The organism is Simiaoa sunii (genome assembly GCF_014337175.1).
GTDB classification, from domain to species: domain Bacteria; phylum Bacillota; class Clostridia; order Lachnospirales; family Lachnospiraceae; genus Acetatifactor; species Acetatifactor intestinalis.
This window is the reverse complement of record NZ_CP060633.1, coordinates 1,643,826-1,669,780: the sequence shown is the minus strand read 5'-3', so window position 1 is coordinate 1,669,780 and position 25,955 is coordinate 1,643,826. Positions and strand designations below refer to the sequence as shown.

Here is a 25,955-nt window from a genome sequence, read left to right as displayed (position 1 = left end):
CCGATGCCACTCTTCCGGAAAATGCGTACACTTCCCAAAGCTGACTATCACATCTGCTTAAAATTCTACTACATATTTGCCATTATTTCACTACTTTTCGCCAGCATTTTCCACTACTGGCATACGGTACTCCGTACCGTTCTTTAACATCCCATAAATAACACTGATTAACCGTCTGGAAATGCAAATCAGTGCCTGTTGGCTGGTTTTTCCTTCTGCTTTACGTTTCTCATAGTATGCCCGTACCACCGAATTTCTCGGTGTACCCTTTGAGGATACCTGCACCATCTGGATTGCAAGGAAATAAATGGTTGCCTGCAATCGTCTGTTACCCTGCTTGGTAGCTACATCCTTCCCCTTACCGCTGGAGGATAAATGAAGTGGTGCAATCCCTGCGAACTGTGCCAGTTTATTGGCATTACTAAAGCGTTTGATATCACCGATTTCAGCAAGAATCTTCACTGCTGTGATAACATTTACACCGGGAATGGTTGTAAGCGTGCAGCCAAGCATCTTATACATCTGTTCCAGCATCTTGTCTACCTCTGCCAGTTGGCTGTCATAGTGCTGTAAATCACTGACTATGCTAAGAGTCACCATATCCCTTGCATCTTGATAAGCATTGTTTTTCACCTTATCACTGGCTACTGCATCCAAGATTTTCTCGCAGGTCTTGGTGGAGCATTTATTGTGGCTGACAGGAACAAGTTCCGCTCGCAAATCTTCCACAGACTTACCTTTTAGATACTTTTTGGATGGGTAATGCTCCCAGAAATACAGTGCAGTAGGTCTGCTGATGTCATTAAAAAATGACTTGTAAGACGGATATGCAATACACAGCTGCTCGTGCAACTGATTAACCAGTCTGGTTCGCTGTTTCATGATGTTATCCCTGCGATGCACCAACTGACCAAGTGACCAGTATGCATCATTGGGACACGCATCTGGAAGTTTATCAAGCATATTTAAAGTTGCCAGAGCAATGGCTTCCGCATCATCACTGTCACTCTTACGGTACATGGCACCTCGATGCTTTGCCTGTCGATGTGAGATAGCGGTGTTTACATCCTTAACCAGATACCCCTTGTCAATTAGCCAGACCGCTAAGGCTCTGCCGTAACCGTAGGCGTTCTCAAGACCATAAACTACTTCTTTTCCATCGGTATTACACTTCTTTACTTTAGTAACCAGCTTAGGAAAAGCGGCTGGTCTGTTTGGGAAAGTAATCTCTCCCAGCTTTTGATTATAGCAGTCAATCATAACTGCTGTGTGGGTCTCCTTATGTAGGTCAATACCCACATAAATATAATTCTCTTTAATCATAAAAATCTGCTCCATTCTCAATGTTTGGCAAAATAGTGGCAATCTCAACTGTTAAGCATCTTTCTAGGAATTACGCATCTTTCAGCAACCAAGTGTGCAAGAGTGGTATAGCCTATCCACTTCTGGTCAGACGCAAAATATCCCGAATGGATACCGCTGACTTTCATGGAGATGGATACATCCTGCAGAACACAGGACTCACAAAAGACTTACGAATCGCTTTCGTGGTGTGTGATGTTAACTCTGAAAAAGAACAGTTACAAGTCAATTTTTTGATTTGGAAGCAGATTTTTTCATATGAACCACTAAAATGAGCAGAATTAGCTTTATGCCATAGACCAAAAACAGAGAAAAACAGTAATAATGCACAAATATAATTTTCAGACAGGCAAGCCAACTTTCTCTTGCCCTTGTGAGAGCCTGTGTTGCCCCTGTGTGCAATTTTAAGAGCGAAGTCGAGGTAGTTACCCATAATGGAAGATTAAAGGCTTGTTGGGGAAGTGTGAACGAAGTTACTTTTAGAAAATATAAGAAAAATATTAGGGTCGAAATGTGTGCAGGTTAAAGGGCTTATGCCGTCCTTCGGCGGCATAAGCCGAGAAACACCCACCGGCAGAGCCGTTGGGTGAAATGTGGTATGGCATAACTTTCTCTGCTGTTCAAAAATTTGTTATGCTTTAGAACAGTTTTGTAGGGATTACCATGTAACGGAAAAATAGGAGATGCACCATAGCTCATAGTAGCTACGAAACATCTCCTATTATGTGTTTTTGTTTAGGTATTAAGGGAATATTTCATCCCCTCTTACACCCCCTGGTGAGTGCCATTGTAACATGGATGTTTAGGAGGCGTCAAGGAAAATGTTACAAAATTGTTACGTTTGCAAACCCAACTAAACAAATTCTATGTTTTCGCCTAAAACCTCTAAAAGAATTATTTCATTCCACGAATCGTAAAAGATTGTGCTTTTGACCTCTGCTATTTCATCAATTGTGCCATCACCGTTTACAATATCTTCTTTCAATTCTTCTAACAGTATAGAATTTGTTTGAATTAGTATATCTCCTATCTCTCTACCTATAGAATTTTTTTCTTTGAAGGCATAATAGTTTGAAAAAATAATTTGCCTAATTTTTTGATCCCAAGTTTTGATATATATAATCAAGCAAGAATCTTTTATGCAAATATCATATATTGTATTATCCATGTTGCTTACGCTATTTATCCAATCCATTATTTGTCACCTCTCTTATTCTGGGAAGGGTTCTCCTGGTATGAATCCAGAGCCTGCTCCAGGTGTATATCCTTCAGGATACCATTTCTTTACATTATTTTTGTTATTCCAACTTTTTGTAGGATCAACCTTATATTCCACATGATAATGAACACCATGATGTCTTGGATTATAGGTTTCGCCTGGCAATAACGGATGTTGTTCTGCCCTTATCCTAATATTATCGCTCGTTTGAATAGTCTGACTTGTTGTACCATTAGCTTTTGTTGCTTTATTTCTCGGTATTTCTGGTAACAAGTCATCTGGGTTTTCTGGAAATACATTTTTAGGGTTACTACCACTCTCAAGAGCCTCACGCATCGTAGCATCATAATTTGCAAAAATACTTCTTAACTTATTCTGTATTGCTGCCGTTATTCCATCAAGGAATTCTCCTATGACAACACCTGTTACAAAATCTGCCACCATCTGTCTTGGATCAAGAGCATATGCCCTCTTTTCCTCCCGTGACATGCTATCGTCAAAAACTGCATATAAATATCTTTCACCTGCCGATACCACCGTATCTACAACACCTTCAACCAAACGATGTGCTCCCGGAAATTTTGCTCCAAATGCCCCTGTTATAAAACCACTGACAGCTGATATTCCTACATCCCGAAAAGCTTCTTTCGCACTTCGGACATTTCCAGTCGAAATCTCCTCTCCTGCTTTCATCGCTGTCGTAGATAATGCGCCAATACCCGCACCTATAAACGCCCCGGCTAAAATACTTCCAGCTCCAAACGTTGCTATACTAATTGCGGCACCAATGGCACATACTGCAACTACTCCAAGACCGATTGCAAGGTTTCTCGTAAATCCATCCCAGTCAAATTCACCCTCCTTAGGTGCATCATCATAGGGCGGATACCCAGTATACTTACTGGCTGATATTCCTGCCAGCCTGCCCAGCATATCCACACTGCCGTTCACACAAAGGCTGGATGCCCCTTCTGCGTACAATGCCATGATATCCGACATTCCCTGCATGGCAATCCCTGTCATGCTCTCCAGCCGGATTCCTTCTTTTGCCATCAGAACAAGCCCGCCATTGCTTTCTATGGTAGTCCCCGTTTCATCCTCAAATGTAATCTTTCCCGTTTCACCGCCATCCAATCCCATTCGCTGCGGATACAGATCCATTCCTTTTCCGTGCTCTGACCGGAAACTTTTTTTCTCGGGACTTCCCGTCCCCTCACAGGTGCTTCCATTAGTACGGATACACCCTGTCGCTATTCCCTGCGCCTCATCTCCATTTCCTATATATAATGATGTTTTTGTTCCCTTCTGCGGCATACAGTACATCAGGTTTCCCGTCGCCGGGGCAAATCCATAACGGTTCCCGCCCGCCGCAGTCTTGTCAATGTCAAATGCTACTTCTACCTGCTCTCCCTGCGTTCCGACAATGGATCCGACAAATGACATTCCCGTATAGTCCGGGTTATCCTCCCATGGAACCCACGTATAACTGTTTCCCGCAAGGCGGTATGTAAAGATGACCTCCCCTCAATATTATCTCGTTGTTTCATTAATAAATCTCGTTGGAAATATATATATACTTTCTAAATCAGAATTCTGATCAAGTCCACAAATTATATTATCACTTACTTCTATTACAATCTCATTTTCCCCCGTTTCCTTCCCAATTTGAATTATTCCTCTTTCTTTATCATATTTTATAGGTGCCTTTTCAAAATATTTCTGTGTCTGAGGTATTTTTTTTATCAAATCATATACTTCATCTTGTTTACATGTTGATAAATCAAAATTATGTAATAAATAGTCACCCTTTTTACATTCAGGAAGATTGACATTTCCTTCTGAAGCCTGAACTAATGGGAAAAATCCCTGTATGCAAAGTAGTTTTCCCGTTTGTATTTCAAAAACCAATTCCAACGTGTCTATAGCTAACGAAAAATTAGGAACTCTAATATCCTGATTTTCATAATACAAAGTATGTATTGCGAAATCATATATCATTTCTTTCATGCGCAATTTATTCCTTTCGGGCATTCCTGCGTTACATCCGTGGAATGTAATAATCAAATCTTCTGCAGAGGTCATCGACGATTTCTTCCAGGTTTTCTCTTGCCTCATTCAGGAGATTTACATCCTGTGGGAAAGAGATCTTCTGCGGGGCACAGGTTGCATCAAGAATCACTGTTCCGCTGTTCTCGCCGGAATCTTTTTCATCTGTATCCGGATGGCTTCCATCACCCGGTGTTGGATCATCCGGTGTGTTGTATGCAATGATCATCTCATTGATTTCACTGAGAACGTCATCTGTAAGGCGCTTACGGAACTCAACAAGAAGTGATAGTACAAAGGGAGCCTCTGTCTGGTACCCCGGAAGCCCTATGAAGTACTGAAAATACGGATTTTCCATGATCTCCTCAACCAGTTCCCGGTCCGAAAAACCAAGCTGTTTCTGGATCAGAAGAGAGCCAAGTGCCATACGGAGAGGTTTTGCTGGCATTACGGTTTTACTCGGAAACAGTTTTGCATACTTTTCCTCAATAGTGTCCCTCGGAATCGTTTCCGATTTCTTAACCCAGCGGTTTTCCGGATCCATCTTGAACCCGACGGGCTGATTGAAATCTGCAAGTCCAAGCTGACGATATCGTTCGAATTTATACATGAGTTTTCCTCCAAATGCAAGGTTTTTATAGCAATTTATATATTTTCCCTGCATTCATTATACTACTCTTGAGTGGAAAACTCAGTATTTTCAAGGGATTTGTGTGGATTTTTTGTTATTGAGCAACCATTAATTAATAGTTTTCTTTAAAAAATCCATATTATCCTCAATGATATACTCATCATTCAGTTTATTCTTTAGAAGATTGATTACCAAAAGCAATTCTCTGAAAAAATTTTCTCTCTTTTCAGCCTCTTTAAATCCAATATATTTGAATTCTTTTCCATCATCCAAATACAAACTATCATATATTTTTTGAATATTTAAAAATTTAGGGTCTATATCACTATCTCCTATTAAATATGGTGGCAAATCATTCTCTATCAATTCATTATTTTCACCATAAATCCACACAGGGAAACATCCATATTCAAATTTGATTTTTATTACTTTCATACACATTCCTCTCTACTTTGGATTAGCACCAACTATAAATCTATTATTACCTACTGTAATAGCAACTTTATGAATTTCTCCGTTATATGTAAATTCATATATAGGTCTTCCAGTACCTCTTCCCTGATATCCAACGATTTTTCCATTTTCTAGTGCATTCATTACATAATCAGGAATTTGCTCTTGCGTTATTCCTTTATTTAGAAAATCGTCAGCATGCTCAGTAATAATGTGATTTAATCCCGCAGTATCTGTTCCATTTTCCAACCACACTAATTTCCCATCCGCAGTCTTTGTTATTGCAACGATATCCTCTGGATTATACTTTACTCCACTATTAGCTAATTCGTCTAATAGATTAGAGTTTAAACCACTCTCAGCAGCCTTACTGTCTGCTTCTTTAGCTTCTTTCCCTTTGTCTGCATCCTTCTTAAAAGCTGTAATGCCATAATGTATGGTATTAACACCGTCAACAACTGTAACGACACCTTCTGCTGTCACAGCTATAGTTACCGGCTCAGCTGCTATTCCTATTCCGGTTGCAAGTGCTGCTGCAGATTCACCTCCTCCCGAAATAGTAGTAATCAGTCCATAGACAAATTCCACTCCACCAACTACTGTGATAACAACATCTCCGGTACATCTTCCTGCATAGTATGCCGTCTTGTTCGTTGCATCCTTGGATAAGGCTTCTATCAATGTCTCCGTCAGGTTAACGTAATTATTGTATGCATGTTCGTTGAACCTGTACTGTCCGCCGTACAGCTCCTCCATTGCCATACCCGGCATATATGCAGCAGTGGGTTTATCTATAATCACCTTTGCTGCGGATCCCAGTACTCCGTTTACAAAAGATTCCACTGCTATTGCCTGTTCGGATTTTTGATTACTGAGTATCGGATATTCCCGAAGGATTCTATCAACATCATTCTCAGTACTGTTTCCGCTCGGATCCGTATAATTCAGATAGCTGCTCACGCAGTAATTATACCGGTTAAGCGTCAGCGGTTCTGTCAGGCTGCCGAGGTAGCTGTCTTCGGTGAGGAAGGTCGCCGTTACCACGCAGTAGTACCTTGCCCTCAGGTACTGGCTCTGGATATTCGGATTGTAGGATTCTCCGTTGTAGGTGTATTCGTTCTCATACTGCGGAGCACCGAAAGTGATCTCTCCGGTGACGCTGTAACGGTAGGACTGGTAGACCTGTCCCTCTTCATTGGTGATGCCGGAGACGCTTCCCCTGGCATCGTAGAGGTAGTAGCCGGTGCTGCCATCGAAGCGGTCAAGGGAGATCCGGTCGAATCCGCCGTTTATCTCCGCTCCGTAGATATAAGAGGTATCCGTCTTACCATTGATGTTCTGCTCGACCAGTACCTCGGCATGCTCACGGTTGACGTCGTTTAAGTACTCGATCAGCTCATAGTTTTTATCATTCCTTTCGCTTCGCTCAAGGCACAAACAAGTTATGAAAAATGTTGTGCCCCTCCACTCTTTGATTTATAATTCTTTCAAGGAATAGCAATACACTACAGAGCACGGAAGGAGAAGTGGCGAATTTATTTCGACCCCGTATAGTTATATGTGCCGTCATCCTTACAAGCACAAACAAGTGGGACATTGAGCCCGGACTCTTATCATTGGTAATAAACCATGTTTATTCAGTCGCAGGATGACAGTCAATGTTGCTATTCCCTTTTTATTAAGGTGGTGATACTTAATGATGAAGTTAAAATACTCCATCTGCTGTGGACTTGATGTCCACAAAAATGTTATCGTTGCAACCATCGTAACTACCAATAAGGACGGCATATCCGAATATCTGCAAAAATCTTTTTCAACCATCAACTCAGATATTCAAAGGTTTCACAACTGGCTTATCGAGAATAATTGCTATCATGTTTGTATGGAATCCACCGGAAAGTATTGGATTCCTATTTTTAATTATCTCGAAAATGACATTGATGTCTGCCTTACACATCCGAAGTATGTCAAAGCCATTAAAGGCAAGAAAACGGACAAAAAGGATTCTAAATGGATTGCCGACCTCTACAAATTTGATCTTGTCAGATGTTCCTTTATTCCTCCAAAAGATTTTCGTCAGCTTAGGGAACTTTCCAGATACCGTTTCAAGCTGGTCTGCATGAAGTCTTCCGAGAAGAATCGCATCCAGAACTGTATGACCATTTCCAATGTCGGCATTGCCAGTGTTCTTTCTGATCCTTTTGGCAAGACAGCAACTGAAATCATCTCTTATCTATTGGAGCATACTGCCGATTCCATGGATGAAAAAGCTGTCCGCAAACTCATAAAGAAAGGGGCTAAATCCAAGTCTGATGAAATCATCGAAGCCATCAAAGGCTACACTATTGAAACAGATCAGGCTAAAAAACTAGAGCTTGCCCGGGGGCATCTGGAATATCTCGATGATATGATTACCCAGACCGAAGTGGAACTCTATGTCCGCATCAAGCCTTATTACGAGTTCGTGGAGTTTGTCAGTACCATGCCCGGCATGACAGAGTTAAGTTCCACGATTGTTCTTGCAGAAACAGGCGTTGATATGGATATTTTTGATGATGCAAAACATCTGTGTTCCTGGTGCGGACTTTCTCCTGCCAACAATGAATCCGCTGGTAAGAAAAAGTCTGTCCGCATTGCCAAAGCAGGCGATTACCTGAAACCAATGATGGTTCAATGTGCCCTTGCTGCAATTAAGAGCAAAAAGCAGCCTTATTTTGCAATCAAATATGGTCGAATCAAAAAGCGACGTGGACACAAAAAGGCAATCATTGCCATTGCAAGAATGATGATGGTCTGTATTTACCACATGGTTTCAGAAAAGAAGCCCTTTACCCCTACTGACTATGAGGAATTGATGGACCCTCAGAATCATGTAGAGAGTGTCGTCTTGAATGAGAACAATGTGTTTGCTTACCTTGAAAGCCTTGGTTACGACAGCTCTAAGTTAGTGAAACGCAACGATAACTAACATTTTTTCTGCTTTCTATACTTGTAAAAACGGGGTTTTATGAACCCTTATACAAGTGCGCCCTAAAATCTACTTTATTTTTCACTCTTCTTTTCCTTACCGGTGGTCTTGATCCGGGCGATCAGATCTGCCTCTGTAGCGCTGACTTCCTCCTGTACCGGGAAGAGAATGCCGCACTGGTTCTGGCTGTTGTTCTCCTCCGCATTGGTTGCATTGCCGTAGCCTGCATCATCCGTGCCGTCGGACTTGCTGTTCTTCTTATTGTTGTCCTTCCCCTTACCGTTGCCATTACCGGAATTACCCTTCCAGTCATCATCGGTATGGAGATTATAGTTCAATAAGAATACCCGGTTGCCGTCACCGTCATAAGCCGCAGCAAGGAGCAGTTCATCCCCGTCATGCACTGCCGCCAGACGATTCTCTACGGAGTATTCATAAGTCCTGTTCACCTTGTCCGTGCCGATCCGCCCGGTCTCACTGATCCGGTTGCCATCTGCATCATAGGTGTAGGCAAGGCTGGTGGTCTTCTTGCCATTGTAGAGCTTTTCAGAGATCAGCTGGTTACTCTCATTATACTCATATCTGTGCCACTCCACAACCGTTCCGTTCAGGGTTTTCTCCATATAGGTACGGTTACCCATAAGGTCATACTCGAACGTATAGACACGTAGGTGCTGTAATTGTCCTCAAAAAAACGCACCCTTTCGCAACATTCTGTTACTAAGAGTGCGTTACATCAGTATAATATTTTGTCAAGTGTCTATTAATTAACAGCATGGATTCTTAATTGCTTTGCAACAGCCATGATGGTTAATTAACAGACAAATATTAAGTTATTAGGACTTTGAGAACATGATAATTCACTTTTTAACAACAACTTCTTGATTTACTTCATACTCAACTTTTTCCAATTTAATGCTATCTGCATCGATCTGCGTTAAATCTGCTGTAATAATCTCTAATTCATCTATAACTCCATTAACAACATGTAACAAAAATACAATTGGTGCTGTTGAAGTTTGAAACGCTCTCATCTCTACAGGAACTCTAACACGATATGGATACGGTTCAATTTCTCCTTCAATTTTAAATTTTAAAGAAATAAAGGCGTACTCTTGCTTATAAATAATTTTTGCTTTTGAGAACTGTTTAAGCAAAATATCTCTGCCGCGAAATTCAACATCCATTAATCTATTAATCCATTGTTGCTCTTTTATATATATATTTCGATAGATTTCAATCCCTCCCATTTTCATTATTATATTACTGCAACGGATAATAAGTTCCTACGTTAATAATTCCCTCAGCAACACCATAAGAAGTATACTCTATGGTAATCCCGTCTACGATAATTCGCCCCTTATGAAACTGCCCTGTTCTCAAATTCAATGTAGAAACTTCTGTTGCCAATGCTTGATTTACTGCATCAACATTTAGATCAGTTCCTTCTAGATGTCTACCTCCATGCCCAAAGTTTACAGTTTTGCCATTTTCTTTAATTGTTGAAGTTATTCCGCCACCTCCACTTGGTGCCGCATATTCTCCTGCACTAGTATTTCTACCATTATCAGCAGCCTTACTATCTGCTTCTTTAGCTTCTTTCCCTTTGTCTGCATCCTTCTTAAAAGCTGTAATGCCATAATGTATGGTATTAACACCGTCAACAACTGTAACGACACCTTCTGCTGTCACAGCTATAGTTACCGGCTCAGCTGCTATTCCTATTCCGGTTGCAAGTGCTGCTGCAGATTCACCTCCTCCCGAAATAGTAGTAATCAGTCCATAGACAAATTCCACTCCACCAACTACTGTGATAACAACATCTCCGGTACATCTTCCTGCATAGTATGCCGTCTTGTTCGTTGCATCCTTGGATAAGGCTTCTATCAATGTCTCCGTCAGGTTAACGTAATTATTGTATGCATGTTCGTTGAACCTGTACTGTCCGCCGTACAGCTCCTCCATTGCCATACCCGGCATATATGCAGCAGTAGGTTTATCTATAATCACCTTTGCTGCGGATCCCAGTACTCCGTTTACAAAAGATTCCACTGCTATTGCCTGTTCGGATTTTTGATTACTGAGTATCGGATATTCCCGAAGGATTCTATCAACATCATTCTCCGTACTGTTTCCGCTCGGATCCGTATAATTCAGATAGCTGCTCACGCAGTAATTATACCTGTTAAGCGTCAGCGGTTCTGTCAGGCTGCCCAGGTAGCTGTCTTCGGTGAGGAAGGTCGCCGTTACCACGCAGTAGTACCTTGCCCTCAGATACTGGCTCTCGATATTCGGATTGTAGGATTCTCCGTTGTAGGTGTATTCGTTCTCATACTGCGGAGCACCGAAGGTGATCTCTCCGGTGACGCTGTAACGGTAGGACTGGTAGACCTGTCCCTCTTCATTGGTGATGCCGGAGACACTTCCTCTGGCATCGTAGAGGTAGTAGCCGGTGCTGCCATCGAACCGGTCAAGGGAGATCCGGTCGAATCCGCCGTTTATCTCCGCTCCGTAGATATACGAGGTATCCGTCCTGCCATTGATGTTCTGCTCGACCAGTACCGCGGCATGCTCACGGTTGACGTCGTTTAAGTACTCGATCAGCTCATAGTTCTTTTCCTTACCGGTGGTCTTGATCCGGGCGATCAGATCTGCCTCTGTCGCGCTGACTTCCTCCTGTACCGGGAAGAGAATGCCGCACTGGTTCTGGCTGTTGTTCTCCTCCGCATTGGTTGCATTGCCGTAGCCTGCATCATCCGTGCCCCAGGACTTGCTGTTCTTCTTATTGTTGCCCTTCCCCTTACCGTTGCCGTTTCCATTACCGTTATTGCCGGAATTTCCGTTTCCATTATTTCCACTGCCGGAGTTGTCCTTGTTGTTCCCGTTGCCGTTACCGGAATTGCCCTTCCAGTCATCATCGGTATGGAGATTATAGTTCAATAAGAATACCCGGTTGCCGTCACCGTCATAAGCCGCAGCAAGGAGCAGTTCATCCCCGTCATGCACTGCCGCCAGACGATTCTCTACGGAGTATTCATAAGTCCTGTTCACCTTGTCCGTGCCGATCCGCCCGGTCTCACTGATCCGGTTGCCATCTGCATCATAGGTATAGGCAAGGCTGGTGGTCTTCTTGCCATTGTAGAGCTTTTCAGAGATCAGCTGGTTACTCTCATTATACTCATATCTGTGCCACTCCACAACCGTTCCGTTCAGGGTTTTCTCCATATAAGTACGGTTACCCATAAGGTCATACTCGAACGTGTAGACGCAGGTGCCATAATTGTCCTCGGTCTCCGTAGCGGTCAGGAGCTTTCCGGCTGCATCATAGGTAAATGTCCGGTCGGTCTCCACGATCTGGTACGCGAAAGTGGCATCCTTGTCATGCTTGCCGTTATGGCGATTGCCATGAGGATAGAGGTCGTCATGTCTGCCGTCATCATGCCGTCCGTTATGCTTGTCATCGTAGGCATAACCTGCCAGAGATTCGATGGCGGTCTCCCCTGCGATGAATCCCCTGTCGTCATAGGTATAGAGATAGTCGCTTACCACCCACTCACAGGTGTCGCAGACATTCTTAAGCTCCACGATCTGATTCCTTGCATTGTAAGTGTTATAGGTGCTGATGCCGTTCGGACGGTGGATCCGGGTCACCCGGTTAATGGCATCATAAGTATAGGTGGTAACTTTTCCCTCCCTGTCGGTCACTTTGATGAGATTGTCGTTCTTGTCATACTCATAGCTTACTTTTGTGCCATCCGCATAGGTAATGGCAGCGAGATGATCCGCTTCGTCATAGGTATAGCCTATGGTGTCACCCTTTGCCTCCTCATGGGAGAAGCCGTCCTCTCCCGGTGCCCGGTAAGTGGTCACGGAGGTGATCCGGCGGAGTCCGTCATAGGTGTACTCCGTGTCCCCTGTGGTATCCTGCATGGCTACCCGCTCTCCCAGAGCATTGTAGGCATAGGTAACTCCTTCTGCACTCTGCTCTCCGGTGCTGTCGCTGTAGCTTTTTTCTACCAGATCATCCAGCTTGTCATAATCATAGCTGATCCGGTTTCCTCCGTTGGAGGTATAGGATGTGATCCGTCCTGCGATATCGTAGGTACACACTTCCTTTCGTCCTGCGGCATCGGTCACGCTGGTCACATTTCCTTCGCGGTCGTAAGTAAATTCCGTTCCTCTTCCCAGATAATCAGTCACGCCCGTCACGCGGTCCATCACATCGTAGGTATAATATGCCACACTTCCCATAGGGTCGGTGACAGAGGTCAGACGGTTCTTGGCATCATAGGTATATTCGGTGACCCGGCCGTCTGTTGCGGTCTTTTCCAGCACATTGCCATGGGCATCATACAGATAGCTTTCTGTTAATCCCATCTTGTCCCGGTATGCAGTAACGCGGTTCACGGCATCGTAGGTATAGCCGGTGGTCTGCTCCAGAGGATCGGTCGTTAACGTCAGACGGTCATCCTTATCATAGCCGTAGTTATAGACATATCCCTTCGGATCTGTCACAGCAGTCGTATTGTAGTTGCCGTCATACGCATAGGCTGTGGTACGTTCTCCGGGTCTTTTGATGCTTACGATATTTCCGACCTTATCATAGAGAATGTCTGTTACTTTCTCCTCCGGGTCTGTCACAGTGGTCATCCGGTCTACCTTGTCATAGGCATAATTCCAGGAATAGCCCAGTGCATCCGTGACTTCAGACTGGTTGCCACGCTCATCATAGCCGTAGGTGGTCACTCCGCCTTCGGGATCTGTCACGGAAGTCAGCCGGTGCATGATGTCATAGGTATATTCGGTGGTACGGTCCAGATTATCCTGTTTTACGAGAATATCATTGCCGTTGCTGTAGGTAAAGGCAGTCTCATAGCCCAGAGGTGTCGTAATACCCGTAAGCCGTTGTACGGCATCATAGGTATAGAGATAGCTTTCGCCGTCCGGCTGTCTCTTTTTTGTCACCTGACCGTTGGCATCTACAGTATAGAGCGTAACGTTCCCCAGCGCATCGGTGACACTGGTAACTACATCATGTTTGTCATAAGTATATTTCTCCACAGCTCCCATGGGAGAGGTGGTGGTGATCATACGGTACAGCTTGTCATAACCATAGGTCGTGGTCTGCCCCAGGGCATCGGTAACGCCGGTCAGGTTGCCTGCCGCATCATACGCATAGCTTTCCGTCAGCCCTTCCGGTGTGGTAATGGCAGTCAGACGACTCAGGGCATCATAGGTATAGGCAGTCGTGCCTCCGTTGCCATCCCTGTACGCGGCCAGACGGTTCAGGGCATCGTAGGTGTAGTCCGTGGTCACACCATTGCCGTCCTTTAAGGTAGTCAGATTACTGTTCCTGTCATAGAAAAATTCCGTGGCAGCTCCTTCCGGATCTACTTTCTGTGTCAGCCGGTTCAGGGCATCATAAGTATAGGCATATTCTGCCTTGCCCGGTTCTGTGGTATGGATGAGATTCCCCGCCGCATCGTAGGTATAGGATGTTACTTTTCCTTCTCCGTCCGTGGCGGTAAGCAGTCTGTCGGAAGCATCGTAGGTATAACGGGTGGTCACGCCGTCGATACCGGTCACGGAGACTGCTCTGCCGAAAGCATCATACGTCACAGAGGCTGTTCTGCCCAGTACATCGGTCTGGGAAGTCAGATTGCCTGCCGCATCATAGGTATAGGTCATCTCGTTGCCTGCCGTATCGGAAGCTTTCACGATTCTGCCACAGGCATCCAGGGTAAATGTGGTCACGACACCGTATCGGTCGGTAAAGGTTGCCACATTTCCGTTTCTGTCATAGGTATAGCGGTCTGTCTCGCCATCAGGATAGGTCTCCTTCAGGAGATTTCCTTCCGCATCCACGGTATAGGCATGGGCATTTCCCATGGTATCTTTCGTAAGTGTAAGATTGCTGTCCGCATCGTAGGTGTAGCCGGTCTCACCCTTCAGGGCATTCGTTACCGTTTGCAGGCGGCTGATCCGGTCATAGCTGTAGGCCGTCACATTTCCCAGCGCATCGGTCTGTGCTGTCAGCTGGCCGATGGCATCATAGGTATTTTTCAGCGTATCTCCCTCCGGTGCCGTCACCGTGAGGACCCTGCCCTCTTTGTCATAGGTGTATGCCGTAGTACCGCCGCAGGCATCGGTCACAGTCGTCAGTCTCGCCAGTGCATCATAAGCATAAGCGGTGGTATTTCCCCGTCCATCCGTCACAGCGGTCAGGCTGCCGCAGGCGTCATAGGTATAATGGACAGTGTTCCCCAGCGGATCCGTACTCTCTGTCAGAAGATTTCTTGCATCATAAGTGTAGATATACTCTCTTGCCAGGTCCTCTGCGCCGGTCTGGCGGATCTTCGTGACATTGCCGTTGCCATCGTAGGTGTATGTGGTTACGGCTCCCAGCGCATCGGCCGTCTCCGTGAGTCTGGACAGATGATCGTAACGATAAGTCTCCGTGGCACCATCCGCATAGGTGATTTTCGTGATTCTTCCGTTAACGTCACTTTCATAGGAAGTCACGTTACCCTCTCTGTCAGCAGCCGATACCATGCTCTGCTTCACCGGGTCATAGGTATAAGTCTCTGCATTGCCCAGACGGTCCGTGACGGTAAGGATCCGGTCTGCTCCGTCGTAAGTATTCTTCTGTACCGCACCCTTTGCATCCGCAGTTTCCGTTACCCGGTTCATGGCATCGTAGGTATACTGTATGGTCTGCTGCTCCGCATCGGTCTGTGTGAGCCGGTTGCCGTTACCGTCATAGGTATAAGTCAGGGTATTGCCCAGCGGATCCGTACCGGACATCATCCGGTTAAGAGCATCATAAGTAAAGGTGCTGTTCTGCCCCTCTTTATCGGTAATGGCTGTCACTGCGCCTGCCGGATCATAGGTATAGACGGTCACTGCACCGGCGGCATCGGTCTCCTTTATTACTCTGCCCAGAGCATCGTAGGTATTGGCGGTGGTCCCTCCGGCGGGATCCGTGACTGTTAACAGCCGGTTCATGGCATCATAGGTATAGTTCCATGTATTACCGGCACCGTCCGTCATGGATGTGACGCAGGCCCCGTCATAGGTATAGGATGTGGTGTTGCCGTTCGCATCCTTTACCGCCACAAGCCGGTTTTTCTCATCGTAAGTGTAAGAGGTCTGTCCTCCCTCCGCATCGGTCACAGAAGTCAGGCGGTTCTGTCCGTCATAGGTATAGCCGGTCTTTCCTCCGTCATAGTCCGTAGACTGCGTCATTTTGCCTGCGGTATTGTACGCATAGGTCCTGGTGGCGCCATCCTGTCTTTTTTCCTGTGTTACCCTGCCTTTCCCGTCATAGGTATAAGTCGTCTCCACGCCGGTGCGGTCCAGACGGCCTGCCAGATACCCATCGGTATTATAGCTTCTCTCCTCGAATGTGCCATCCGGATATGCGATCTTCGTGGTACGGTAATTTTCATCATAGGTGTATACCGTTACATTGCCTTCCGCATCCGTGGCAGTGGTCTGTCCTCCTCCGGCCATCTGTTCATAAGCCAGCGTGACCACGCCACCTTCCGCATCCGTCTGCTGTATCACACGGCCTTCCCCGTCGTACTCATTGGCTACGACTCTGTGTCCGTTTTCATCGTACCATGCGGTCATGCGGTGGCTGTCATCGTAAACATAACGAACGACACCGCCTGCGGGATTCATCACCTGCGCCAGATTACCGGCTTCATCGTAGGTATAAGTCACACCGTGGCCGTCCGGCAGAGTAATGCTGCTTAAGCGGTTCTTTTCATCCAGTGCGATCCGGAATTCCTTTCCGGAGGGTGTGGTAATGCTTTTCAGGTACAGATCCACATCATAAGCCAGTTCTGTCCGGTTACCGCAGCTGTCTTCCACCGCACGGAGCAGACCGAAGCTGTCGAATTCATGACGGCTTCCGTCATCCAGGATCTCTACCACATATCCGTTCTCTGTCTCTGAAAGTTCATAATCGCATCCGGCCGGTGCGAGGTATCCCTCTCCCGCCGGAGTAAACGTGATGATGCCGCCGTTATTTCTAAGCCACAGGACCGATCCGTCGGCCAGTTCTCCCATACGTTCATCATAGGCAAAGGTCCAGCCGAAGCCCAGGCTTCCCTCATACGCCGCACCCTTTGCATTGTACTGTCTGGTCAGGGCAAAATCACCGCCGATGTCAGCGATCGTGGCATCGGTCTGCTCCATGTAGAAATTACCGGTATTCAGGTTTACCGGCTCATAGCCGAACTCACAGTTCTCCGCTCTGCCTAACAGCAGTCCGTCGATGATAGCCTTATAATATTCACCTAACACGCCGGAACTGTAAGCTGTGGTATTCTTCGGCTCCCTGATGAAAATACGGTTGCCCTGTCTGGTCAGGCAGTCCTGCATCCGCATGTCGGCAAGGATCGTATTCAGTTCCACACCGTAATGCTGTGCGATCCTGGGCATCAGGTCGAAAGCACCTTCCTCATAGATCAGGAAACGGTCGGATTCTACGGTCTTGCCGCTTTTGCCCCCAAAGGAAGCAGTCGCCGTCACATAGTAGACCTGTCCGGGCTGTAATCCGGAAAACACCTCGCTCTGCCAGTTGGAAAGCCTCCGCTTATAGGCGATCGCCTCCGGATATTCCCCTGCATAAGCATCGGAATCCGGATAGAGAAGCTTTGTCTGCGCTTCGGTCTCTCCGGTGCTGCCGTTGACCAGTTCGTAGGTCACGGTACTGCCGGGCTTGGCCAGTCCATGGGCTGCCACTCCCAGTGTATCACAGGATTTGTCCCCATTTCTTCTTACGACCGGATAGACATCCACTGTAGTATCATCCAGCGTAAGCTTCGCCAGATCCGTCAGATCTCCTGTCCATGAGACGATCAGCTTCGGTGCATAGGATGCGGAGGAATTGTTGTAGAATACCTCACACTGCATGGAGGCACCGGCATCGCCCGCTGTCTCGTTGGGTGCTTCCACCAGTGCTTTCATGACCAGTCCGTGATTCTCTGCGGTTCCGTTGATCCATGCACTGACTTCTTCCGTTACATCGAAGGATAATGCCTCTCCGCGGGTAGTAGAAGCCGTTCTGCTATCCAGAAAATAATGGTTGTAATTTAACTGATTGTTCCAGGTAAGGCTTCCCACCTGCCAGGGCTCTTCCACTCCGAAAAGTCCGAATTCAGAACTGCCCTTGCTCCAGCGGGTCTTCTGGGTCACCTGAAATGCCGCACTGACGATCTCCGGCTCCTCCGCCAGCGCTGAGAAATCATAATCAATGGCAAAATAAGATCTGCAATTTAAATGTTTGCTGTGGAAGCCTGCCAGATTTCCGGAGGTGATACCGTCATCATAGCCCACATAAGGATATGCATTATCTCCGATCACGGAATTCGGGCTGCCCTGCTCAGCGCAGGCCACATGGATCGCACTTTTGCCTACCTGAATAGCGGTAGGATCGATCCGTACCGGATAGACGCGGTCATCTGCATCCAGCCAGTCACTGTCCGCGGAAACGGTAACCGCATAATTGGATTCTTCACCGCTTTCCTCCAGCTGAAGTTCCACGCCGAAAGAGATCTCTCCCGCCGCGTCCTCCATCTCCGGAGCCTCCAGAACGAATACTGCGTCCTGTTCGGGATCTGTTCCCTCTTCATAGAGGTACAGCGTGTTGCCGCTCAGGGCGGCTTTCAGTCCATAGGTGTTCAACAGATAACGGAAGCTGTGGACTGTGCCTCTCTGCAACAGGATGATGTCCTCTTTCACACTGTTTCCGAATACCGTGTACTGATAATCCACATCCGGCAATACATTGTTGTAACGAATAGCATTGTCCTTTACGATACCGTCACTGAAATCTCCCCGGGCAGGAGTCAGTGTCAGCAGATGGTCGTCACTTGCAATGGTCAGTAGCTCTGTACCTTCCTCCGCTCCGACTGTAAGCATCGCCTGATAGCTTCCAGCACTGTTCACGTAGCTTTTTGCATCTCCATACAGGGAATAGGTGGAGACCTCACTCTCTACCAGAGTATTGTCTGCCTGCTGCAGATTGCCGTCCTCATCAAGATAGCTGTTACCATCGTAGCCGATCACTGTCACATACCGGTCACCGTCTACATGGTAGGTTCGACTGTACGCATCATAAGCTGCCAGCGTACCATAATTTTCCGGTTCCGGATCCTGATAATAGTTCTCCGGCTGTCTGGGCGGAACGTTCCCGGATACGCTAGCCGGTGTCGGCACAGGCTGCGGAGTCGGTGTCTGCTCCGGCGTCTGTTCCGGTTCCATGGTCTGTTCCGGCTCCGCCGACTGTTCCGGTCCTGCCGATTGTTCTGGTTCTGCCGATTGTTCCGGTTCTGCCGATTGTTCCGGTTCCGATGTCCGTTCCGGGTCACCGCCGGATACGGAAACCTCTGTTTCCACCCGGTGCTCTGTTATTTGGGTCTCTGCTGTCCCGGTCTCTGCCGCCATGACGTGCTGCAATGAGCTGTCTCCAAAGAGCAGTACCAAAACAAGCAGAAAGCTCAGCCTTCTGTTCCACTTCTTTCCTTTTACACTATGCATTTGTCCTCCCTCATTTGTGCTTCTGCACCGCAATTAAAGTTTGTTCCGGTTGCTTCTTTAACACGTTGTTCCTATACCGTGATAAAGTATTTTGAAATATTTTATGATATTGATTATTAGTTGTCAATAAAAATGTGTGGTTTTTCGATAAATCGAAGCGTATATTTCAATTTATCGAAATATAAAAAACGTTCAGCATTTTTTGACTGAACGTTTTTTCCCCAAAATATTATCATTATCAGCGCGTGTAAACACCTAAATCCTTTAAAATATCATGTCTGAACTTGGCCAACGGCTTCTTCCCATATTCTTCATACGGTACCTGTTTTCCAAATACCATATCGCGGATATCTGTGGATGTCAGATTCGCCTTGCCAACAAGCCTTCTCTCTCCGTTGATTAGGTCACAAATTTCACTGATCTGGGTTTCCGGATACATTTCCTTTAATTCTACCAGTTCTTTCAAGTCATCGCTATGAAAATCATACGCCTCCTGCAAGTGAAGCACCTCAATATTTTTCTCCAATTGTGCATTTTTAGCTTTTATCTTTACTGCAGGCTGTTCTCCCGGCAAAATTCCTGTTGGGGTAAAAGTAAAGCTGTTGTCATCCATTTCCGAAGCAAATGGAGAAACTTCCAATTCTTTTGTCAATTTTGCTAAATTGCAGACGCTGCAACAAGGTACTAAATTATATAAACATAATGCAAAAATCGGATATTCGCTTCGGCTAATAAAATGATCCAGCTGCGCTCCGGATACGTTTTCGCCTCTGGCTGTTATATAATTTCTGTTGCAATACGGGCAAGTCTTGATCTTACTGTTTTTCACTAAATAGACATTTAATTTTTGATCCGCTAATCCTGGCATCCTTATTATCTTACCCCGAACCTTATTATAAGCCTCATAGTAAATCTGATAAAGACGTTTGAACTTTCCATTTTTCTTAAATGTTTCCTCATGCATTTCATCTTTGGATAATTGTAGATAGGCCTTTTTAATCTCTGAATAATCTGCAAGAATCCATTTACGAAATATCTCATCTGATTCTTGTTCTGCCAAATTGCGCCATGCTGCTCCCATATACTTTTTCACGCGGTTCACGATTTTTTTCCTATACGCATCATCTACTACAGCCTTCACAGCATCGAAATAGACATCCTCAACTTTTTTATCATATTTTTCAATTTTTATCATACGTTTTCCCTTCCAGATCCCGCAATTCTTCTTCGATTTCCTGTTGCCTCTTCTTCAGGTAGCTGATTCTGTTTTCTGTTTTCTTCATGTCTTCTTCTATCAATCCAAGAAGATGGCTGCGGTAAATATCTTCCCCAATTGCCATGGCGAAATCAGAGATTCGCTGGTACACGTTCTCAACTGTTATGTCTGGCTTTAATATTTGCGACATGTTGTCAGCCAGATCTTTCCTGCTTTGGTATTTTTTATTTTCCTGATCCTCCTTGTTTTCTTGGTGCTCCTTCGATTCCAGTGCTTCAAATACTTGTACAATCTTCTCCCTTGCAAATTCACCCATGGTATATTTCAGAAAAAAGTCCTTCTTTAACAGTGTATGGATATTTTGTCCGAAGGTTTGTTCGTGGGATTCCTCACTTTCCCCTTCCTCCGACAGGAAAATAATATTATCTTCAAAAATATCGGAGAGAATAAATGGAGAGTTTGTGGCAATGATAATTTGCAGATTACAGGGAACCGCTTCCTCTATAATTTTGCACAGATCCGAGATATACAGTCTCTGCCATTCCGGATGATAATACAGATCTCCCTCATCTATAAACAGAATGGCGGAATCATTTTCAACAATAGTTTCATTCTCATACGCCCTTCCACTGTCTCCAAGACTTTTTATCAACTCCTTATTGTTGGCATAACCTTTCACGATCCAGTATAGTTTTGCAAAAAAATCAAACCTTGCATATTGCCCGGACGAGAAATACTGTAAGGTATTTGTTGTATGAAAAAAGTCCATATGAATATCAGTCTTCTCTCCCCTTACAAAATTCCGGATAATATCATCCTTTTCTTTATCTCCAATAGTCAGATCATCCACCGAGAATGTTTCCCAAAGTAGTTTTTTCAGATTTTCTTCTTTCTTCTCAAAATGATCTCTTAAATACAATAGTTGAAACAATAAGTCTCTGTTAAAATATCTGGTTTTGACCTCTTTCTTTTGTTTCTGTCCGTCCTGTCCCTGTCTGATTTGCTCAATCCGTTCCGCAAAAGCCCGCTGTTCTGAGTAATTTTGTGTTTCTCCCAGGTCATTATTTTTCTCTCCCTGAAATGCAAATGCTTCATTCATATCAATTTTATTGGAAAAATAAAATATTTTACTCAACTGCCGTCTCACGGAGCCTGCTGTGCCGGAACCATACTCCATTATTTCTTCTGGACTCTTTTTAATCGTCATATTAGAGATATAATACTTCTTTTTATTCATCTCAAAAATCACCAGAAACTCTGTCCCTCGCAAGGAGGGCCTATATTTTTCCACGATTTTGGAAACAGTTGTTTCCTCTTCTCCCAGTCTATACATAATTGTGTCAAAATCATTTCCTAAAAAATTCACAAGACTTGTCTTTCCCGTTCCGTTCTTTCCTACGATAGCATATATGGAACTTATTTTAGGTGAATATGTCAGTGGAATCTCCTTTTTCTTCTTATCATCATACTTGATCTCTCCATCAGAATAGTCATAACATTTATCAAAGTAAAATTTTTGCTGTGTCATCCCATGGTATTGATTCAGATAGACCAGTTTATAAGAAATGTATTTATTTATTCGGCTGTTTATAAACGCTTTTTTCATATCCAAAAAAACAGTCTTGCCATAACTGTTTAATACATTATCCATATCTGATTTTAAGTCCAGTTTGTATGTCTCATCGGAATATTCAACCATGATCTTCGTCTTTTGTTCCAATGAAACTTTAAATAATATGCTTTCCCTACTTTTTTCCTTGAAAACACGTTCGGATCTTACTTTATCCATATAGGTTTCAAAGAGGCTCTTTCTCTCATCCGGAACTGTTAAACACTCCATAGTAATAGGCATTTCCTCCATACCATAAAAGTTAATAGCCGGTTGGCCGTGATTACTACGATCTTCGCTATAGATATCTTTCAGCATCCCCATAATGATTACGCTGTCCAGATAAAGAAATTGTTTCTGCAATCTTTCTGCCTCATTATTCTGGAAGAAGCCCTTAATAATCGTATAGACCTGTTTGCGGTGGATGGAATTCATATCTACTTCATTGCATGTATATTTCTCCAATATTCTTTGGATGATATTCCTCGGCAGATAATGTATATTTTTTTCTATCATTTCAAGACCGTTATATGCATACCCAAAATCATTTTGATCTCCGGCGTTTTTAATATGACCAATCAGTGCATCAGCAATATACTGCCGTTCGTCCGAATCAAGACGCATTTCGGTTTTGTAATATCTGCAAAGCAATTTAATAGCTGTTTCATTATCATTAAATCTGCCGTAAAAATAATAATAAAGTTCTGTCATAGACAAATACGCTGTTCTATACATTGCCCGAGGTATCGTTTTCAGAGTATCAACGTCCTGTTCTTTGTCAATAACTGCAAAAAGCGCATAGCAAAAATGTTTGTGTTCCAGTAATTTTTCCCACTTTTCTTCAATTACAGTTTGCGGAGAAATACATTCCATGCAAATACAGCAAAAAGTCATGAACTCACTTTCTGTTAATTCATTTATATAATTTTTTTCACGCTCATTCGCAATCCTTTTCTCCATTTCGTCTGCGATAAGGCATAACTGATTCTCTATATCCTCCCGAAGAATCTCCTGCCGAAGAAACATCCTCTGATCCAGTTTATTTTCTTCACAATAATATTTTATTTCATCAAACAGCCTTTTTTTATTCCGTATTAAATCCACCTTCTTCCACTTTCGCATGCTTTTATCGTTTGCCGATTCCTTTCCTTCTATTGTACCTGTATCCCCGATCCCCCGCAACTATTCTTCGCCAAAATGCCCCAAATTCTTCCAAGATAATTAATAAAAAATCCACGAAAAAAGCAGAGACGACATTAAAATCATCTCTGCTTCCAACGTAAACATGGTACTACTCCTTTGTATTTCGAGTAAAAAAATATGGGAAGACTAAGCTTCCCACTCGTTAATGTTCATCTCTTTACGGATTGATTACCGAAGGTTAATGGAGACCTAAATACCCTTTTCCCTTTATCAGTTTTTCAGCCTCTTCACTGTTTTCCATCATTCCGGTTTCGATACATATCTTTCGGTCTGTTTGGATCAGAATTCTATACGCCCCTCTTCCAGCCGACTTATAACGCACCGATCTCACGTCTTCCCATGAGTATTTTTTCTCTTTTCCCCAAATGGAACGGTAAGTAATATCATCCCGCGTCATAGTAATTCTTTTGTTGCGCCAAAACAGGAGGAAATAGCTCCCTTCCATTCCACATAATATGAAAAAGATAATGCCTGCGCCTTTCACTTCCTTTGAAGTGCTTGAAATCAATATTAAAAAAACTCCCACTCCGATGAACCAGAAAAACACTCCAAGTAGCAATGGTGTCAATGTTCTTCCGGAACACACAGCTTCTTTTTCATCCTTCACTTCTGTAATCCTCCGGTAAGATCTTTGGGTGTACACCAAAAACGGATGCCCCCATTGCTACAGGGAAGCATCCATTTCTTCCATTTTATTTTTACAGCAGGCTGTCCAGGGTCTCTCTGATCGCCTTGATGAAGTCCAGGCTGTTGAGGATCACAGGATGCTCACAGGTAGAGATCAGGGACAGGCTCTTGGTCATCTTGCCGTCCTCGATGGTCTTGATGCATGCCTGCTCCAGCTTGTCTGCGAAGTTGCACAGCTCTGGAATCTGATCCAGCTCGCCGCGCTTTCTGAGAGCTCCGGTCCATGCGTAGATGGTAGCAATGGAGTTGGTGGAGGTCTCTTCACCCTTTAAGTGCTTGTAGTAATGACGCTGTACAGTTCCATGAGCAGCCTCGTACTCATAAACGCCGCTGGGAGATACCAGTACAGAGGTCATCATGGACAGATCGCCGTAAGCGGTAGCTACCATATCGGACATTACATCACCATCGTAGTTCTTACATGCCCAGATGAATCCGCCCTCAGAACGGATGACACGGGCTACGGCATCATCGATCAGAGTGTAGAAATATTCGATGCCCAGTTCCTCAAATTTAGCCTTATACTCGTTATCATAGATCTCCTGAAAAATATCCTTGAAGGTATGATCGTATTTTTTGGAAATGGTGTCCTTGGTGGAGAACCACAGATCCTGCTTCGTATCTACCGCATAGCTGAAGCATGCTCTTGCAAAGCTCTCGATGGATTTATTGGTATTGTGGATACCCTGAATGATACCGGCTCCGTCGAAATTATGGATCAGTTCACGGGTCTCAGTGCCGTCTGCTGCGGTGAATACCAGCTCTGCCTTACCGGGTCCGGGTACCTTGATCTCTGTATTTTTATAGACATCACCATAAGCATGACGGGCGATGGTGATGGGCTTGGTCCAGTTCTTTACGTAGGGAACGATGCCCTTTACCAGGATTGGTGCACGGAATACGGTACCGTCTAAGATGGCGCGGATGGTTCCGTTGGGACTCTTCCACATCTCCTTCAGGTTGTACTCTGTCATTCTGGCAGCGTTGGGGGTAATGGTAGCACATTTTACGGCAACACCATATTTTAAGGTAGCATTGGCAGAATCCACGGTTACCTGATCGTCTGTCTCATTACGATGTTCCAGTCCCAGATCATAGTACTCTGTCTTCAGATCGATATAGGGCAGTAACAGCTCATCCTTGATCATCTGCCAGAGGATTCTGGTCATTTCGTCTCCGTCCATCTCCACGAGAGGGGTTGTCATTTTGATCTTTTCCATAACGATTTCCTTTCCGGTATTAATTTTCGTTCTATTATATTTTAACGTAATTCGTTCCAACAGGCAACTTATTCCTGACTTCCAGCCTGCTGTGCATAAGCCTCATTCAGACCGTTCTTCACCATGTTCTCATAGGCATTGATCATGTGCTGATGTGCCAGCTGCTCTGCCAGATCGGCGTTGCCAGCCTTGATTGCCTCCATGATCTGCTCATGCTCTTCATTGGACTTCGGACCTCTATTGGCACTGGACAGCGTCTTCTTACGGACACGGAGAACATACTGATGGAAATCCTTCAGTTGGTGTTCTAACATCTTGCTGTCACAGGCTTCGTACAGAATATCATGGAAACGATTGTCTAACTCTGCCAACTGCTCCAGATGCCCTTTTTGAGCATGGAACTTAGACAAATAGACATTCTCCTCCATCTCTTCCATCTGTTCCTTAGTGATATGCTCCGTGGCCCAGCGTGCACACAGTCCTTCCAACAAAGAACGGATCATATAAATATCCTTCACGTCCTTCTGCGTAATGCCGGTGACATAGGCACCCTTGTTCGGAATGATCTGGATCAGCCCCTCCAGCTCCAGCTGACGGAATGCCTCTCTGACAGGGGTTCTGCTGACGCCCATCTCCTCACCGATCGCCACTTCCTTCAATTCTTCATGTTCCTGGTATTTTCCGCTTAAAATGTCCTCTCTCAGCTTGTGAAATACCCGTCCCCGCAGGGAGAACTTGTCCGTTACTTCCTGCTTTACATCATACTTACTCACTATAATCCTCGATTCCAGAC

The 25,955-nt window shown here is 44.8% G+C and carries 15 protein-coding genes and 1 pseudogene; 1 reads left to right on the top strand and 15 read right to left on the bottom strand.

The window, feature by feature from the left end; all coding sequences use genetic code 11:
• Positions 1-90: 90 nt before the first annotated feature.
• The 7 genes and pseudogenes from H9Q77_RS07665 to H9Q77_RS07635 form a co-directional block, all read right to left on the bottom strand.
• Entirely contained in the window at positions 91-1,323 is a 1,233-nt protein-coding gene (locus H9Q77_RS07665; RefSeq protein ID WP_249327059.1) for an IS110 family RNA-guided transposase, read from the bottom strand.
• Between the two features lie 892 nt (positions 1,324-2,215).
• A complete protein-coding gene (locus H9Q77_RS07660) occupies positions 2,216-2,557 on the bottom strand; it encodes a hypothetical protein (protein ID WP_117569256.1) in 342 nt (113 codons plus the stop codon).
• A gap of 15 nt (positions 2,558-2,572) precedes the next feature.
• Positions 2,573-4,024: a hypothetical protein gene (locus tag H9Q77_RS07655; protein WP_249327057.1), complete on the bottom strand. Its 1,452-nt coding sequence runs from the start codon at positions 4,022-4,024 to the stop codon at positions 2,573-2,575.
• A gap of 87 nt (positions 4,025-4,111) precedes the next feature.
• Complete coding sequence (locus H9Q77_RS07650) at positions 4,112-4,588, bottom strand: hypothetical protein (protein WP_117467195.1); 477 nt, start codon at positions 4,586-4,588, stop codon at positions 4,112-4,114.
• A 34-nt stretch (positions 4,589-4,622) separates the two neighbouring features.
• Positions 4,623-5,237: pseudogene (locus H9Q77_RS07645) on the bottom strand (transposase); the annotation flags it as partial.
• A 129-nt stretch (positions 5,238-5,366) separates the two neighbouring features.
• A complete protein-coding gene (locus tag H9Q77_RS07640; RefSeq protein WP_055040717.1) occupies positions 5,367-5,693 on the bottom strand; it encodes a hypothetical protein in 327 nt (108 codons plus the stop codon).
• 12 nt (positions 5,694-5,705) lie between these two features.
• Positions 5,706-7,148: an RHS repeat domain-containing protein gene (locus H9Q77_RS07635; protein ID WP_249327055.1), complete on the bottom strand. Its 1,443-nt coding sequence runs from the start codon at positions 7,146-7,148 to the stop codon at positions 5,706-5,708.
• A gap of 259 nt (positions 7,149-7,407) precedes the next feature.
• Between H9Q77_RS07635 and H9Q77_RS07630 the strand changes: the two genes are divergently transcribed.
• Complete coding sequence (locus H9Q77_RS07630; protein ID WP_022204360.1) at positions 7,408-8,679, top strand: IS110 family RNA-guided transposase; 1,272 nt, start codon at positions 7,408-7,410, stop codon at positions 8,677-8,679.
• 74 nt (positions 8,680-8,753) lie between these two features.
• On the opposite strand, the gene H9Q77_RS07625 is transcribed toward H9Q77_RS07630, so the two are convergent.
• The 8 genes from H9Q77_RS07625 to H9Q77_RS07590 form a co-directional block, all read right to left on the bottom strand.
• Complete coding sequence (locus H9Q77_RS07625; RefSeq protein ID WP_249327054.1) at positions 8,754-9,320, bottom strand: hypothetical protein; 567 nt, start codon at positions 9,318-9,320, stop codon at positions 8,754-8,756.
• A gap of 219 nt (positions 9,321-9,539) precedes the next feature.
• Positions 9,540-9,935 (bottom strand): hypothetical protein, encoded by a 396-nt coding sequence (locus H9Q77_RS07620; RefSeq protein ID WP_117467583.1) that lies wholly within the window; start codon positions 9,933-9,935, stop codon positions 9,540-9,542.
• 7 nt (positions 9,936-9,942) lie between these two features.
• The gene (locus H9Q77_RS07615) at positions 9,943-19,227 is read right to left on the bottom strand and encodes a DNRLRE domain-containing protein (protein ID WP_249327052.1); all 9,285 of its coding nucleotides are present in this window, start codon (positions 19,225-19,227) and stop codon (positions 9,943-9,945) included.
• Between the two features lie 238 nt (positions 19,228-19,465).
• A complete protein-coding gene (locus tag H9Q77_RS07610) occupies positions 19,466-20,422 on the bottom strand; it encodes an HNH endonuclease (protein WP_249327050.1) in 957 nt (318 codons plus the stop codon).
• Complete coding sequence (locus tag H9Q77_RS07605; protein ID WP_249327048.1) at positions 20,409-22,763, bottom strand: ATP-binding protein; 2,355 nt, start codon at positions 22,761-22,763, stop codon at positions 20,409-20,411. The genes H9Q77_RS07610 and H9Q77_RS07605 overlap by 14 nt, the downstream gene beginning before the upstream one ends.
• A 670-nt stretch (positions 22,764-23,433) precedes the next feature.
• Positions 23,434-23,862 carry a DUF6560 family protein gene (locus H9Q77_RS07600; RefSeq protein WP_249327046.1) on the bottom strand — a complete coding sequence of 143 codons (429 nt, stop codon included), beginning with the start codon at positions 23,860-23,862 and terminating at the stop codon, positions 23,434-23,436.
• Positions 23,863-23,953: 91 nt separating this feature from the next.
• Complete coding sequence (locus tag H9Q77_RS07595) at positions 23,954-25,162, bottom strand: NADP-dependent isocitrate dehydrogenase (RefSeq protein ID WP_022153808.1); 1,209 nt, start codon at positions 25,160-25,162, stop codon at positions 23,954-23,956.
• A 68-nt stretch (positions 25,163-25,230) separates the two neighbouring features.
• Positions 25,231-25,935, bottom strand: a complete 705-nt coding sequence (locus H9Q77_RS07590) for a GntR family transcriptional regulator (RefSeq protein ID WP_249327045.1) — start codon at positions 25,933-25,935, stop codon at positions 25,231-25,233.
• Positions 25,936-25,955 lie beyond the last annotated feature (20 nt).